The following is a 14,157-nucleotide window of genomic DNA, read 5'->3' on the forward strand; positions in this document are numbered from 1 at the left end:
CATATTTACATCGTACCGCCGCCGCGCCGCACTTCAGAAGGAATTTGTTCAGGCCCTTTATCGATGTTCTGGTAGATGAATGTGCCGATACTTGCTTCATCAAACTTCGAAAGCTGCATCGTTTTCGTCCAGGCCGTTACGACGACTTCCTGATCGCTAGGCACATCGGGATTCGGTACAGCTAGAACACCGGCTCCCGCTTTTGTGAAATGGGTCAAATATTCAAGCCGATCCAGCAGTTCTTGGGAGGCATTCGGATGGTAATGAATGATAATATCGCCGTGCTCTAAGTTATGGACAAGCTTCTCATAGGGCGGTCTTTCCTTGTAAAATCCGAACTTCAAATCATGTGGACTGTGCGTTCCAGAGGTTGGGATTTTCATCTCATAAGTCAACGTACCTTCCTGATGGCCGCGTCCATAATCCTTATCCGTTGTGACCTGAATAGGCGCTTTATAATTTAGCTTTTCTAAACTATATTTGCCGGTTGAGAGCTGAATTAGCGATGTTCCTAGACAACATATAGCAATAAGAACGAGGATGTGCGAGAGTAGAAGCCAGGTTTTTTGCTTTTTTTGCAGCGACTGTTTCTCCACTTTTTTCAATCGGCTTGTATTCTCTTTGTGAAACTTGGCGGCAAGCATGTAGCCGATAATCGCCAAAACAAAAAAGGCTAAGCCTATGTAGAGCAAAATAGCAATAAAATCAGGCCCGTGCGGCATCGTTGAATGGTCCATATTACATAAGCTCCTTTTAGAATAAAGTAGTATTCTTAACACTACATATTGTAGTTTTTATCGGAGTTAGAAGTCAAATTCTACGAAAATCAAAAAAAAAAGATTGCCAAAAAGCTGGTAATCCGCTACAGTTAAGCCAAATGAATAGCAACACGGGTGCTTGATGAAGTCAGGCTGAGATAGTGGCCCCATGCCACTGACCGTTAATCTGATCTGGGTAATGCCAGCGTAGAGAATGAAGTGCCTTGTCTAGCACTAATTTTATGCCTGCCGCTACCCGGTGGGCTTTTTTTCGTGTTCGCCTATCTCATTTAACAATCGTATCCAAGAAAAGGAGTCGAAAAAAGATGGTGCAAAAAGAGACAGCAGCAAAAGGGTTAAAGTTGACCGATATTTTGATCACAATCGTGATCGCAGCGGTGTTTGGCGTGATTTATAGAATATGGGGACCGATGTACGATATTTTAAAACCATTAGGTCTTCACGCGGAGCAGTTAAGCTATGGGATGTGGTTTATGGCCGCTACCTTCGGATTCCTAGTTATTCGCAAACCCGGCGTTGCCTTGTTGGCTGAGGTAGCGGCTGCGACTATTGAGGCGCTTTTTGGTGGCTCATGGGGCGTATCGACTCTCGTATATGGTGTGCTGCAGGGGCTTGGCGCTGAACTTATTTTTGCGCTCTTCTTGTACCGACGAGCGAATGTAGGCGTTACGATCCTGGCGTCATTCGCAGCCGCTGTTTTGTCATTGCTTGTGGATAATTACTATGGCTATATTGATCAACTTACGTTCTGGAACTATTGTCTGTTTATCGGACTGCGTCTTTTGGGCAGCGCCTTGATCGCCGGCGTATTCGCTTATTACTTAGCTGGTGCATTAGCTCGTACCGGTGTGTTGAGTCTTGTTCGTCCCGTTTCGAAGAAAGATTACGACGTGTTGGGGTAAAGCGATGAGTGAGGGAATAGGCGTTACCAATCTAAGGTTAAAATATCCCGGTGACGACGCCCCCCTGTTATTTCAGGGGGTTTCCTTTTCAATTAAGCCGGGGGAAAAAGTGCTGCTTCTTGGGCCAAGCGGTTGCGGCAAATCAACTTTGCTTCAAGTGCTAAGCTGTATCGTCCCCGATATCATAGAGATTCCGCTCAAGGCCGATGAAATTCGCACGCCAAGCCGCTCAGGCTATGTTTTTCAAGATCCGGATACACAGTTCTGCATGCCTTATGTGGATGAGGAAATTGCTTTCGTCTTGGAAAATTTGCAAGTTCCGCGCGAGAAGATGCCTGCACTTATTGATTACTATTTGGGGTTGGTGGGGCTTCAATTCGAAGATACACATACCTTGATCGGGCAGCTGTCGCAAGGGATGAAACAGCGGCTGGCCATTGCGACTGTGCTCGCGCTGGAGCCGGAAGTGCTGTTTCTGGATGAGCCCACTGCGCTGCTAGATGAAGAGGGTACCGAGCAGGTGTGGGATACCATCCAAGCGATTAGTGCCGAGAAGACACTGGTAATCGTGGAGCATAAAATCAGCGGCATTCTGGAATTCATTGACCGCCTGATCGTTATGTCTCCGGATGGGGGGCTGCTGGTGGATGGTTCGCCTCAAGGGGTGTTCCAAGCTTACAAAAAAGAAATTGCAGATTACGGGATTTGGTACCCTGGGGTTTGGGACGACAACGAGATGGAGCGAGTGTCTGGGAAAGTCGACGCCTCTGTCATTCAGAATGCGAAGCCGGTCATGACCTTTCGCAATTTTGTAGGAACTCGCGGAGGGCAGATCAAGACCTCTGTGGATAACTTAAGCGTCTATCCCGGCGATTGGATTACCGTTGTCGGCGCCAACGGCGCTGGCAAAAGCTCGCTGCTGCTAGCCATCATGCGGCTCATCCCGACCCACGGCAGCTGCTGGATCGAGGGTGTTAAGGGCAGCAAAGTCGAGCAGCTTGCTGAGCAAGTCGGCTTTGTATTCCAGAATCCCGAATTCCAATTCGTGACGAATTCGGTGGAGGAAGAACTGGCCTACTCCTTGCCGGAGGAGGCACAGGACGTGCAGGGGGCAGCTATCGAGCTGCTGCTTAGGGAGTACGACCTGCTCGCGCTGCGCAAGAGGCATCCGTTCCAGCTGTCGATGGGCCAAAAGCGGCGCTTAAGTGTGGCGTCCGCGATGGTGCGCGGACCCCGCATTCTGCTGCTGGATGAGCCCACCTTCGGGCTCGATGCGCGCGGTACGCTGCGCATGCTCGATCAGCTGGAGCGGCTGCGCGCGAGCGGGACCGTGATCGTGATGGTCACACACGATCACGAGATCGTGAAACGCTGCGCCACGCGCGTTTGGCAGGTTGAAGATGGCCGTGTGACGGAAATGCCAGCAGCAAAGCTGCCGGCCCCCGCCGCACACCAACGGGGAGGAGCTCCGCTGCTATGCAAATAACATTTGCATTTCGTGAAACCTGGCTGCATCGGGTGAATCCCGGTGTGAAGCTCGTCCTGTCCATCCTTTTATTTGTTGTCGTTGTGTTCACACACAATCTCAATACAATGATGTATTTGACTCTAGGCGCACTGCTGCCGCTCTTTTTGTTCTCAGGCCATCGGGCCAAGCGGCTGCTGCTGTATGCCTCACCGTTTCTGCTTATCTTCTTGTCCTCCTCGACGGGGATGATGATGTTCGGCAGCGGTGATACGCTTTGGTATCAGCTGGGCTTCATCCGAATCACCGAAGAAAGCTTCTATCGCGGTATTCATCTCGGTTTCCGGGGACTTCAAGTTGCGGCGGTCGGGCTGTTGTTCAGCTTGACCACACGGCCGGTTGCTTTGTTTTATGCCATGATGCAGCAGTGGAAGGTTGCACCGAAATACGCTTACAGCTTCCTCGCCGCGATGCGGATGCTGCCCCTTATGCTCGAAGAATTCAAAACGCTTCACTATGCGCTGAAAGTGCGAGGTAAGAAGAGGCGCAATCCAATCACTGGCTGGTACACCACGCTGCGCATGTATGCTATTCCTCTTCTTGCCCAGAGCATTCGCCGCGCCCACCGAACGGCCGTAGCGATGGAAGCGAAGCGTTTTTCCACGGAAAAAAGGCGAACTTATTACTATTTATCTTCCTATTCCATGTTAGATATTTATTATATTTCTTATTGGGTGCTTCTTGTCTTTCTAGCCCGTTGGATGGGGACAGTATGGCCCATTTTGAATGCAGTCGATGTCCGATAAGCGGCAAAAAGAGAAATCCAAGGCAGCTTAGTGTTGGTTCGGATTGCTTTTTGTCATTCGCCCCATTTGAGAGATAGGGTCATTTCACAGCACGGTTTTCCTGTCCCACGGGGATCGATAATGAATTGAATGGCGCTTGGCGTAAAGCTAGTCAAGATCGTGGATTCAACGCCGAATGAGTTTACGATTCGATCTACTTCTTTTTGATTGCCAATCTGGGCATTGGCCATTAATTGGCGGGCTATGGCTGGTTCTGCCAGCTTTCTTATTAGGAGAGAGGCATCTTTAAGGAGATTCTGAGAGGTTGTAACCGAGTGAGACATTATTTTCGTATCTACAGACGGATAATCACGATCCCACACCCAGTAGGGCGCATAATGATAAGGATGAGCAGGGTAATTTTGATAATGAGGCGGGGGATAGGCGTAAAAGGATGGGTCGTTGTACATCGAAAGTCCTCTTTTCTGTAAAATGATGAGCATTAGCAATATATGTGGGATGTGGGCGATTGTGCATAACAAAAAAGCTCCCCGTGTGGGGAGCGTTAGTACAATCATTATCGAGTGAGTTTGACGTAACTCGTTACTTTTTGACCTGTTGATGTAACAGCTGTTAATTCGAACGAACTCACATTTCCTATCACATGCACCATACCTTCCGTGTCTACTGTTACAGTTCCTAGAGGACCCTCAGCAGCATTATCCGTAATGGAAAGGTCCATATCCAAATAAGCATCGATATCTGCCGTGTATACGCCACCTGTTACCGTCGTCATCTTTTTCTCAATAGAAGAAGTCTAATGTAAGTGAATTGGACATAATTTCCTTAACCAACAAATGAGGGTGGTTAAGATCATGGGTAAATGCGCATGCGGAAACACACAAAATGCAGAAGGTAACTAGGATGGTTCACACGCTAAAAAGATAAATAGGCTCATACATATAGGATTGTAAAAAAGGCCTCTGCGAATGTTTGATTCGCTAAACCCTTTTTTGTTTAGCCAATTTGAAACCGCACCTGATTCAGCGCAGGCGCTGTACCTTGAGGAGCGCATCGATGACAGAATGCACATCATCCGCCATTCGATCATAATTATAACCATCTATAGCGAATGGATCACTCAAAGCCGTAAGTCCATCTATATGCAGCGGAATCCGTATTTGTGCTAACGTATGTGGACGGTTACTAATGCATGTTTGCGGAAACGGTATACGCGTGTAACAATGGAGGAAGTATGAACAAAACGAAGTGGAGTGGAAGAGACATGGATGTGAAAGAAGCGATTCGCAATCGCCGCAGTATTGGGAAAGTTAAACAGGATCCTGTAGCCAATTTGCTGATTGAAGAAATACTTGAAGCGGGTGTATGGGCGCCTAACCACTGTCATACGGAGCCGTGGCGATTCTGGGTCATGACCGGTGAAGGCAGAAGATTATTGGGTCGAGGCTATGCTGAGGTTGCTTTGTCGGAAGCAAATCCTGCACTCTCTTCGGAGGAGTTGACCAAGCTGACAAGTGCTCAGGAGAAGAAAGCCTTCCGTGCTCCTGTTATCATTGCTGTGGCCGTAACACCTTCGGTGAAGCCTATTGTACCGGAGATCGAGGAATACGCGGCCGTACATGCCGCTGTACAGAATATGCTGCTTACGGCTCACGAGCTAGGTCTAGGAGCCATATGGCGGACGGGGGCACCGACGTATCATCCGAAGATGCGTGAGGTGTTCAGTCTCGGGGGGAAAGAGGAGATGGTCGGATTCATCTACATCGGCTATCCTGATATGGCTACACCGAAGGCGGCGCGGACGCCGTTTGCCCAGAAGACGATATGGGTGAGCGAGTAGCATGAGAAAAAAAGACTGTTTTCACGTATAGAGGTGAAAAACAGTCTTTTTTGCATTTGAAGGGGGAGGCTGGTTAGGCGAAGATAAGCTTGTGGAGGTCCCTAATGGGACACCAATCGTGAGCAATAGCTGCTTAAGGATGATAAACAGCGTTAAAACGCCGAGTTATGGAACAGACGCTACCATAACGATGAAAACCACCGTAAAGCAGCCGACTAGACACGTCGGCCGTAGAACAACCACCCGCGGGCAAGGCCCAGTTCCCACTTGGTGCGCAGCATGGCCGCAATCTGGGCTGCCTCATCGAGGCGGAAGTCAACGCCGTAGCTGCTTTCGCGGCCGCAGAAGGACGGGAACTCGCTCGTTTGGTTTCCGAATTAAACGAAAAAAGGAGCCTGCCCCAGATTGGGAACAGTGCTCCTTATTTACGATATTCAGAAAGCTATTCCGAATAGGAGGACTCTGAACGCTTGCTGAGCCCAAGTAGTCCGAGTAATCCTAGTAATCCTAAGTAGTTCCATCCGAACCAGGCCTTGTCTTTCTTTGGATTCACGGCTTGGGAATGGACAGTTAAAGCCTTCATTGATGTTGGCGGTGTAAGACCATATGCCGCTGAATGACTAATCAAGCTGTCTTGGTTTCGCAAACGAGAATCTGCACCAGGCAAACCAAAAGGATTCGTGTGGAAGAAAGTGGGCGAGCCTTGTTTGGCCGCTTCCCAGCTTTCAGCTTGCGACATCATTTGCTGGTCACGGGGATGCATACGATAATGATGAGCCCCAAGCAGGGCCGTAATAGACAAAAAAGAAACCAAAGCCAATTTTATGAATCTGGGAAACATCATCCATACCTCCAAGCACTTAAATATTGGTCTGTAAATATAGGTATGGATATATTCCCCTATGTGCGGAAACTTATGCTTACGTAATATATTTAAAATTGAAAAAGCCGCTGTCCCCGAATAGGGAACAACGGCTATGTGCTGGATGTTGCTTTGTAACCGTTACTTGAACGGTTGTTCTCATGTTAGAATACGTGACGGTAGGCTTGGTCACATCTTCTTCAGATCCATCTGTGAATGTAGCCAATGCCTCGATCGTAGCGGTTTTGCCTTCCTGCAGCTCGATTTTGACGACATCAGTTTTCAAATATTTCAGCGAATCGATTTCCACGGGAATGGCGATCATTTTCCCCCCGAAGGATCCGGTTATCGTTGTTTTACCTGAGCCCGTAGCCGTGAAAAGTCCATTCGTGACGGTACCCAGTTTGTCGGAATCCAAGGGATTAAATTGAATAGATGTCACAATAAATACCCGAATTTCATCCAATGGATGATTAATTCGGGTATTCGGATTTATCACGAGTCAAGATCGTTTCACGACTTTAAAATTTTCCTCAAGGAGCAGCCAGTTTTGCGGAAATTTAAGACCAAGCTTCCAATAGCTGATGCCGCGTAAGCCGAGCTCCTTCAGCAAGCGGAATTTCGCTTGAATGGAGCGTGCGTCCTCGAACCAGACGGTATGCTCCTTGCCGGCTTCGTCCCAATAGTTGAAGTGCGGCGCCTGCGCGGTGTAATCGTATAAGATTTGCGCATTATATTTGCGTGCCAGCTCGATGGCCGCTTGCGGGGAGACGGCTTTGGCGAAGGCGCCGCCTTTGACGTAGGGCAGCGTCCAGTCGTAGCCGTATAGATTTTGGCCCATGATGACTTTGGAAGCAGGCATTTCGCTAACTGCATACTCTAGCACTTTGCGCACGGGACCGATGGGGGAGACCGCCATAGCGGGTCCGCCGCTGTAGCCCCATTCGTACGTCATGATTATGACGAAATCGGCAATCTGGCCGTGCGCTTTGTAGTCGTGTGCGGAGTACCACTCACCGGCTTGGGCTGCGCTTGTTTTGGGTGCGAGAGCGGTGGACATCAGGTAGCCTTCTTGATGAATTAGTGCCGCAGCTTTCTGCAGGAAGCGGGTGTACGCTTCGCGGTCAGCGGGAAGTAGATGCTCAATGTCAAAATGAATATCCTTGAAACCATACTGCTGCGCAGTCGTTTTAATGGTCTGGAGCAGACGGTTCTGAATCGTTTCATCTGTTAGGAAAATGTGTCCGAGCTCCGCGCTGAATTGGCCATTTTCGAGATTAGTCACAACCATCATTAAGGTGACACTATGCTGAGAGGTGATCGCACGAAGATCGTCCAGCGGCGGGGGTTGAAGAGTGCCGTCTCGCTTGATGCGGAAGCTGAAAGGAGCTAAGTAAGTGAGATGGGGTGCTGCCTCCTTGGACGATTGAATTAGGATAGGCGACACATCTGTGCCTCGGGGCTCAACATATGCATTCACTTCTGCCTGCGTACGCGGGGTTGGCGGAATATATAGACGAAAGCCGACCGGTAATGGCTGATACAGGGTAAGTCCATTGGCCGAAGCGAGATTGTGCAGGTCGAGTCCGAGCTTTCGTGCAATCATGTAGAGGCTTTCGCCGGGTTGTACCCAGTAGAACGATCCTACAATTGGAATAACCAATGCCTGTCCAATGACCAGTGATTGGCTGGGCGTCATCTCATTGGCTGCTGCAATCGTATCCACGGAAACACCATACGTTTGCGAAATTCGATATAACGTCTGTCCCTTTTGGACAACATGAATTTGCATGGAAGTTCCTCACTTTCTTCGTAAGCAAAGGCGCCATATCCGAGCCTACTTTTTCTTTACCATATTCGAAAAGAAAGAGATGGGTGTATGTCTACTGAAACAAATTCATAAGTAGCTCTTTGTCTGGAACGGAATCAATTGTTAAAGGAAAAATGCATATCTCACTCTCGAAAGAAGATAATAGAATAATTGGAAACTTGTTCATAAGGATGCTGCCTATGAAAAATAAACCCCGCCGTCAAATCGCTTTTGTCAGTTTATTAGGCATTACCCAATTGCATTTGCGGAATCCACTTATTATTTCTTGGTGGTCCGCGGCCTTTCCGGGTTTTGGGCATTTGCTGTTATCCAAGTACTTTCGCGGGTTTATGCTAGTTGGATGGGAGATGGTCATTAATAGCCAGATGCATTTGAACGAAGCGATCGTATACACCTTTACGGGTCAATTCGAGCAAGCTAATGAGGTGCTAAAAATCCGGTGGATGGGGCTCTATGCGCCTGTGTATTTATTCTCCATTTTCGACAGCTATCGAACCACTGTGGATATGAATCATCAATATATACTGGCTAAGAGAGAAAATGCTCCGATCGAACCATTCAAAATGGGGATCATGGAAATTAACTACCTAGATAAACGTTCACCCTGGCAGGCGGTAGTTTGGTCACTGTTGATGCCTGGAATGGGACAGATCTATACGCATCGTATTATCAATGCCTTCTTTATCCTCGGGACCTGGATCCTGTTTTGCTATTGGTCACATTTTCTCGAAGGGATTCAGTATCTTCTCATGTGGGACTTAACACGCTCAGCTAGTGTGATCCATATGCACTGGATCCTGTTTTTACCTTCTATTTACGGATTTGCCGTCTATGATGCCTATGTAAATACGGTTGAATATAACAAGCTATTTGATCAGGAGCAGGCTGGCATGCTGCAAGCCAACTATCAGAATCAGCAATTTCCATTTCCTAAATCTTTGCTTCGAAAATGAGGGTGATACCATGCATGTAATAGCATCATTTAACCATTCGATCTATTTGGAGCTGGCGATTACTGCTCTTGAAGAAGCAGGTATTCCAAAGGAACACATTTATGCCGTTTCTTTGCAGGGAAGGCCCATCAAACCGAAGATGTTCGATAGCATCTATGGCTCGGACGGTGTTAGTTTATTTGATGCCGGCGTAGCCCTGGCAACAGCGTTTGCGGTAATTGGCTCTTCCTATGGCTTTATTTTAAAAGGAGGGGCCATTCTATGGGGACTTATTGGCGCTATTATTGGGTTTACCATTGGTCTTATGATTGACATCGCTCATAAAAAGAAGAAAGCAAATCGCACATCGCGAGGCAAAAAAACAGAAGTCATTGTGCTCGTCACCTGCGCCAAAGAGGAAGCCAAGCAAATTCAGACTGTGTTTTGGGAGCATCATGCCATTGGTGTCGCCAGCTGTGACTGAAGTTTGCTGCACAAAACTCAAGAATAGACGTCTTAATAAGAAACCTGTGCCGATACAGCGCTCGAACGGGTTATTTTGTATGAAGAAGCAGTTGGGTACTATTGGTAAATAGTACTATTTGAAACGGAACCAACCTCCTATAATAAGGAACAAGAGCAAGTTACTACAGCGTTGCAGCAGCAACCACAGGAGGCCTTTTGAGATGATCAACAATCGGAAACGGAATACGGCAGCTTTCACTTTTATGGCATGGGCATCCTTCATTGGCGCATTCCTGGCAATGTTTATCGGGATTTATACGCTGGAAGAATCACTAAGTGTAAAAGGGTATTTCGCGGTGTGTGCGTTATTCCTAACGATGTCGGCTTTTGTTTTGCAAAAGGTCATTCGTGATAATTTAGAGGATGGCTACGATTCACGCAAACGGAACACATCTGCTTTCACGTTCTTGGCATGGAGCTCCTTCGCTTTAGCGCTGCTGGGTATGTTTATCGGGATTATTAACTTGGAACAGCTGCTTTCGGTAAAAGGCTATTACGCCGTTACTGCCTTGTTCCTCACGATGTCTTCCTTTGTTCTCCAAAAAACAGTTCGTGATAACAACGATGATGAGCCTTTACAACCGGTTGAAAATAAATTCGAAGAGCTGTAGTGTGAGGCACTTTCTTAGTGGGGATAAACGAAAACAAAACGGGCATATTGGGATAATAGGACATTTTCTGCAGAAAGGATGAGGTTATGATCGTGGAACGAACCATCTTAATTATGGTTTGGGTGGTCTGTATCGTTCTCATCCCGATCACGATACCAAAGAATCGAACTCGGGAAGCAGTGCTATTGTTTCTATCGACTCAATTAATTACATGGATACTTAGCTTACTGTACGTCGAAGGGAAGCTCCTTGAATACCCGATTCGTGAATTTCCTGCAGCTACCGGAAGCAACTTCACAAATAACTATCTCTTTTTCCCGTTTCTCTCAACGCTGTTCTCCTTATACTACCCAAAACAAAAATCGATCTATATAGAGGTGCTTTATCAAGCTGGATTCATCCTATTCGTTGGTGCCTATTTAGCTTTAATTGCAACCTATACGGGCACCCTGCATTATATTCATTTTAACTTGTTCATCCATATGCTTATGAATGTGCTAGTTTTTAACGTGATAAGAACGTATGGGGCTTGGTTTTTTCAAAAGAAGACGCACAGAGGAAGGTAGAACGACCGCTATGAATTTTACGTTAGAGCGAATGATCATCCTTGCCGTATGGACTATCTCACTGATCGGTTTGCTCATCGTACCGAAACGACACCGACGTAAAGCGCAGGTGGCCTTTCTATTTCAACAGTTTTCCAACGGGATATTAGGACTTATCGTCGTTCAAAATGGTTGGCTGGAATACCCGGCAAGAGAACTTCAGCATAATTATACAAGCCTGACCTTTGAAGTTATGGGATACCCAACCATTGCTGTTTATTTGAACGTTTACTATCCTGCGGCGAAAAGCAGGTTGTTCCGATTTCTATACGTGCTGGCATTTCCCACAGGGATTACAATTATTGAAGTTCTTCTTCAAAAGCATACTTCACTCATTCACTATCTTACGTGGGATTGGTACTGGACGTTCTTAAGTATATGGGCGACCATGCAGCTCTCTCTTCTATTTAATTGGTGGTTTTTTCGTGAAAGGGAGGAGGGTCAGAAATAACTCCTTGTCAGCTGATCTTCTGATCTGGTAATCTATGGAAAAAGGAGGTTTTGGATGATTAGGAAATTAAGCAGAGTATTCACTTTATTGCTCTTAGTAGGATGCATCGGTTTTGCCGCTCCTGCGTGGGGGGCTGAGAAACCGTTTTCCACTCCTGGGGGTATTTCGTATGAAATGAAAGAAATTACGGTTCAGTACGCAGCCGAGTTTACCGCTTATCCCCTATCTACGGCTAAGACTTCGGTTTCGAAGTCTGTATATGAAGCCGTTTATAACAGCGAAGCTAAGCCCCTTCAGGTGTTGTATGGTGCGGTTAAGCTAACCTCTCTGACGGGCTACACGTTCACTGAGGAATTCATTCGCGTCTCAGATAGTACACATTTTGCGCGTGGGTTATCCAACGGTGGATCGTGGATCTATAATGCGAATAACCAGGTGAGAGGGCAAGATACCGAATTCGTTACGGGAAAAAAGCTTGAGGGGAGCAGTGTTGTCAAGGATTACTCTGATGGCTGGAAAATGATTCGGTTCTCGAGGAGTTGGGATGACTACGGCAATCCAATGAAACTAGGGATTAGTTTTAAATGGGATTTAAAAGGGACGGCGGACCCTTTTTTCCAAAAGCTGACCGAGACGGAATATCAGATTGATCTCTCATCGCTTAGACATACGGGCGGTATTCAGGCGGTGCAGCGATGAGGAAATTAAGCGAGTTGACAAGCAAACGGCTTCCTGTTAGGAAGATGGTCCTAGCCGCGATTACCTGCGCGGTACTTCTTGGAGCATTCCTCGCAGGGGGATCAAGAGAGGCATTTGCCGCGACGACTGGCATCAAGTATACGACACAGGCTGACGCTTTGAAGAAGCTGCAGCTGTTCCAAGGAACGGAGCGAGGCTACGAATTGGACCAGACGTTCACACGGGCGCAGGGCGCCACGATGCTGCTTCGTCTGTTCGGCTGGGAGTCCGCCGCAGATAACGCGCAAGGGCTAACTTCGCCGTTCACGGACGTGCCGACGGTGCACTGGGCGGCGAAGTCTGTGGCCTTTGCCTATGAGAAAGCGTTGGTGCACGGTATAACCAACGAACAGTTCGCACCGAATGCGAGTATGACTGGCGCGCAGTTCATCGCGTTGACGATGCGCGCGCTCGGCTATACTGAGGCAGAGCCGCAGCAGGCGAGTGAGCTGGCGGCGTCAAGCGGGCTGCTCAGCGCGACCGATGCGAAGCAGTTCGCGCAGGCTGCGGTTTTCCGCCGCGACGACATGGTCGCGATCGCCTACAGCGCCATCCAAACCAAGCTGAAAGGCAGCGAACGGACGCTGCTGCAGAAGCTGGTCGAGGATGACAAGGCCGTAAGTGCCGAGGCTGCTGTTGCCAGCGGACTCTTCAAGAAGCCGGCAGCTGAAGTAGAGCCCGGCGGCGATCCGATGGACCAGATCGAAGCGGCAATCAAGGATGCGCTGAAGCAGTAAAAGAGTTGAACCCGTTAACAGCGAGAGGTCATAGATAAGGAAGCATCGTAGGGCAAGTTACCACAGGCACTTCCTCTAACGATGAGTACCATCGTTAAGACAGCAGATTGAGATATATGCTGCAAATGAGAATCGCTAGGGACTGCTATTTCTTCGATTTTGCAGAAGATGAAGGAAATAAGAGCTTCTAGCGACTCTTATTGCTCTGATCGAGCGACAAATTGAGGAATATGCTGCAATTAACAGTCGCTAGGGACTGCTATTTCTTCGATTTTGCAGAAGATGAAGGAAATAAGAGCCCCAAGCAACTCTTATTTCTCTGATCGTGCGCCAGTTTGAGAAATTTGCTGCAAATTAGAGTGGGCTGGGACTGCTTTTCCTATCCCATGTTCAAAAAGAAGCCGCTCACGCCTTGTGATCTGGACCCTTTGTCAAGGACACTTGAAAAAAGCCTTGTGTCTAGGCGGCTAACAATAGATGATTCCTGTATTGCACAGGTGTCATCTTTTTTAATCCCCACTGATATCGATTATTGTTGTAGTAGCGAATATAACGGTCAATCTCTCGTTGTAGTTCTCCTAATGAGGAACAATTACGATGATCAACATGGTCCTTCATGTGGCCAAAAAAAGACTCTTGAGGCGCATTGTCCCAGCAATTTCCTCGTCTAGACATGGATTGACCTAACCCTTTTTGCTTCAAAAGTTCTTGGTACTTAGGGCTCGTATAATGACTCCCTTGATCTGAATGGATAAATGCATCCTTGTGAAGGCTTTCTTGATCAGCTCTCCAGCTTTGACATCCGAAAGAGACCGCTCATTGCGGGTATCTACGGCTTGTATGTAGCTGTAGTAACCCGAGCGGGAAACGTTAAGTAAATCGCAAAGGTAGCGAGTCATGCGCCCTAAACCCTGACTTACAGTCTCTTTAATCAGCTCAAATAACTTATTCTTGCTTAGATTCTTTCCATTTGTTACCAGCAACCTTTCTTTCGAGTCTAGCTTTTTTAACAATTCCACCTGAGACTCAAGGAGTTTAATTCTCGCTTCCTGTCTTGCAATCACTTCATCTTG

At 47.6% G+C, this 14,157-nt stretch carries 17 protein-coding genes, 4 pseudogenes and 1 riboswitch; of the genes and pseudogenes, 12 read left to right on the top strand and 9 right to left on the bottom strand.

Annotation, left to right across the window (positions count from 1 at the left end; translation table 11 throughout):
* Positions 1 to 5: 5 nt before the first annotated feature.
* Positions 6 to 737 carry a DUF3105 domain-containing protein gene (locus BLT91_RS23405; protein WP_090825430.1) on the bottom strand — a complete coding sequence of 244 codons (732 nt, stop codon included), beginning with the start codon at positions 735 to 737 and terminating at the stop codon, positions 6 to 8.
* A gap of 142 nt (positions 738 to 879) precedes the next feature.
* Positions 880 to 989: riboswitch (TPP riboswitch) on the top strand.
* Between the two features lie 95 nt (positions 990 to 1,084).
* Between BLT91_RS23405 and BLT91_RS23410 the strand changes: the two genes are divergently transcribed.
* Genes BLT91_RS23410 through BLT91_RS23420 form a run of 3 tightly spaced genes read left to right on the top strand, consistent with a single transcriptional unit; the run spans position 1,085 to position 3,952 of the window.
* Positions 1,085 to 1,681 carry an ECF transporter S component gene (locus tag BLT91_RS23410; protein ID WP_090825432.1) on the top strand — a complete coding sequence of 199 codons (597 nt, stop codon included), beginning with the start codon at positions 1,085 to 1,087 and terminating at the stop codon, positions 1,679 to 1,681.
* Positions 1,682 to 1,685: 4 nt separating this feature from the next.
* Positions 1,686 to 3,167 (top strand): ABC transporter ATP-binding protein, encoded by a 1,482-nt coding sequence (locus BLT91_RS23415; protein ID WP_090825434.1) that lies wholly within the window; start codon positions 1,686 to 1,688, stop codon positions 3,165 to 3,167.
* Entirely contained in the window at positions 3,158 to 3,952 is a 795-nt protein-coding gene (locus BLT91_RS23420; RefSeq protein WP_090825436.1) for an energy-coupling factor transporter transmembrane component T family protein, read from the top strand. The genes BLT91_RS23415 and BLT91_RS23420 overlap by 10 nt, the downstream gene beginning before the upstream one ends.
* A 53-nt stretch (positions 3,953 to 4,005) precedes the next feature.
* Here BLT91_RS23420 and BLT91_RS23425 read toward each other — a convergent pair whose 3' ends face one another.
* A complete protein-coding gene (locus BLT91_RS23425; protein WP_090825438.1) occupies positions 4,006 to 4,401 on the bottom strand; it encodes a YuzC family spore coat inner layer protein in 396 nt (131 codons plus the stop codon).
* Positions 4,402 to 4,508: 107 nt separating this feature from the next.
* Positions 4,509 to 4,727, bottom strand: coding sequence for a hypothetical protein (locus BLT91_RS23430; RefSeq protein ID WP_090825440.1), 219 nt, complete (start codon positions 4,725 to 4,727; stop codon positions 4,509 to 4,511).
* A gap of 459 nt (positions 4,728 to 5,186) precedes the next feature.
* Between BLT91_RS23430 and BLT91_RS23440 the strand changes: the two genes are divergently transcribed.
* The gene (locus BLT91_RS23440; protein WP_254777098.1) at positions 5,187 to 5,792 is read left to right on the top strand and encodes a nitroreductase family protein; all 606 of its coding nucleotides are present in this window, start codon (positions 5,187 to 5,189) and stop codon (positions 5,790 to 5,792) included.
* A 215-nt stretch (positions 5,793 to 6,007) separates the two neighbouring features.
* On the opposite strand, the pseudogene BLT91_RS33085 reads toward BLT91_RS23440, so the two are convergent.
* The 4 genes and pseudogenes from BLT91_RS33085 to BLT91_RS23455 all read right to left on the bottom strand — a co-directional run.
* Positions 6,008 to 6,154 (bottom strand): annotated as a pseudogene (locus BLT91_RS33085) (pseudouridine-5'-phosphate glycosidase); the annotation flags it as partial.
* An 80-nt stretch (positions 6,155 to 6,234) separates the two neighbouring features.
* Positions 6,235 to 6,636, bottom strand: a complete 402-nt coding sequence (locus BLT91_RS23445) for a hypothetical protein (protein ID WP_141225064.1) — start codon at positions 6,634 to 6,636, stop codon at positions 6,235 to 6,237.
* A 76-nt stretch (positions 6,637 to 6,712) separates the two neighbouring features.
* Positions 6,713 to 7,153, bottom strand: a complete 441-nt coding sequence (locus tag BLT91_RS23450; protein ID WP_090825447.1) for a hypothetical protein — start codon at positions 7,151 to 7,153, stop codon at positions 6,713 to 6,715.
* A 3-nt stretch (positions 7,154 to 7,156) separates the two neighbouring features.
* Positions 7,157 to 8,446 carry a glycoside hydrolase family 18 protein gene (locus BLT91_RS23455; RefSeq protein WP_090825450.1) on the bottom strand — a complete coding sequence of 430 codons (1,290 nt, stop codon included), beginning with the start codon at positions 8,444 to 8,446 and terminating at the stop codon, positions 7,157 to 7,159.
* Between the two features lie 218 nt (positions 8,447 to 8,664).
* Here BLT91_RS23455 and BLT91_RS32370 point away from each other — a divergent pair, with 218 nt between their 5' ends.
* The 8 genes and pseudogenes from BLT91_RS32370 (at position 8,665) to BLT91_RS23485 (ending at position 13,084) form a co-directional block, all read left to right on the top strand.
* Positions 8,665 to 9,438 (top strand): hypothetical protein, encoded by a 774-nt coding sequence (locus tag BLT91_RS32370; protein WP_368086847.1) that lies wholly within the window; start codon positions 8,665 to 8,667, stop codon positions 9,436 to 9,438.
* Between the two features lie 10 nt (positions 9,439 to 9,448).
* The gene (locus BLT91_RS32375) at positions 9,449 to 9,901 is read left to right on the top strand and encodes a hypothetical protein (protein ID WP_217635271.1); all 453 of its coding nucleotides are present in this window, start codon (positions 9,449 to 9,451) and stop codon (positions 9,899 to 9,901) included.
* Positions 9,902 to 10,103: 202 nt separating this feature from the next.
* A pseudogene (locus BLT91_RS33975) lies at positions 10,104 to 10,307 on the top strand (YiaA/YiaB family inner membrane protein); the annotation flags it as partial.
* 42 nt (positions 10,308 to 10,349) lie between these two features.
* Positions 10,350 to 10,553, top strand: a complete 204-nt coding sequence (locus BLT91_RS33980) for a YiaA/YiaB family inner membrane protein (RefSeq protein WP_368086848.1) — start codon at positions 10,350 to 10,352, stop codon at positions 10,551 to 10,553.
* 92 nt (positions 10,554 to 10,645) lie between these two features.
* Entirely contained in the window at positions 10,646 to 11,119 is a 474-nt protein-coding gene (locus BLT91_RS23470; protein WP_141225065.1) for a CBO0543 family protein, read from the top strand.
* A gap of 10 nt (positions 11,120 to 11,129) precedes the next feature.
* Complete coding sequence (locus BLT91_RS23475) at positions 11,130 to 11,609, top strand: CBO0543 family protein (RefSeq protein WP_090825456.1); 480 nt, start codon at positions 11,130 to 11,132, stop codon at positions 11,607 to 11,609.
* Positions 11,610 to 11,663: 54 nt separating this feature from the next.
* Positions 11,664 to 12,308 carry a hypothetical protein gene (locus tag BLT91_RS23480; RefSeq protein WP_090825457.1) on the top strand — a complete coding sequence of 215 codons (645 nt, stop codon included), beginning with the start codon at positions 11,664 to 11,666 and terminating at the stop codon, positions 12,306 to 12,308.
* A 158-nt stretch (positions 12,309 to 12,466) separates the two neighbouring features.
* Positions 12,467 to 13,084 carry an S-layer homology domain-containing protein gene (locus tag BLT91_RS23485; RefSeq protein ID WP_175532479.1) on the top strand — a complete coding sequence of 206 codons (618 nt, stop codon included), beginning with the start codon at positions 12,467 to 12,469 and terminating at the stop codon, positions 13,082 to 13,084.
* Positions 13,085 to 13,543: 459 nt separating this feature from the next.
* Here the strand turns inward: BLT91_RS23485 and BLT91_RS23490 are convergent.
* Positions 13,544 to 13,855: pseudogene (locus tag BLT91_RS23490) on the bottom strand (IS3 family transposase); the annotation flags it as partial.
* Positions 13,783 to 14,157, bottom strand: a pseudogene (locus tag BLT91_RS31875) (hypothetical protein); the annotation flags it as partial. The pseudogenes BLT91_RS31875 and BLT91_RS23490, both read right to left, overlap by 73 nt.

This window comes from Paenibacillus sp. yr247 (assembly GCF_900103825.1).
GTDB lineage: Bacteria > Bacillota > Bacilli > Paenibacillales > NBRC-103111 > Paenibacillus_E.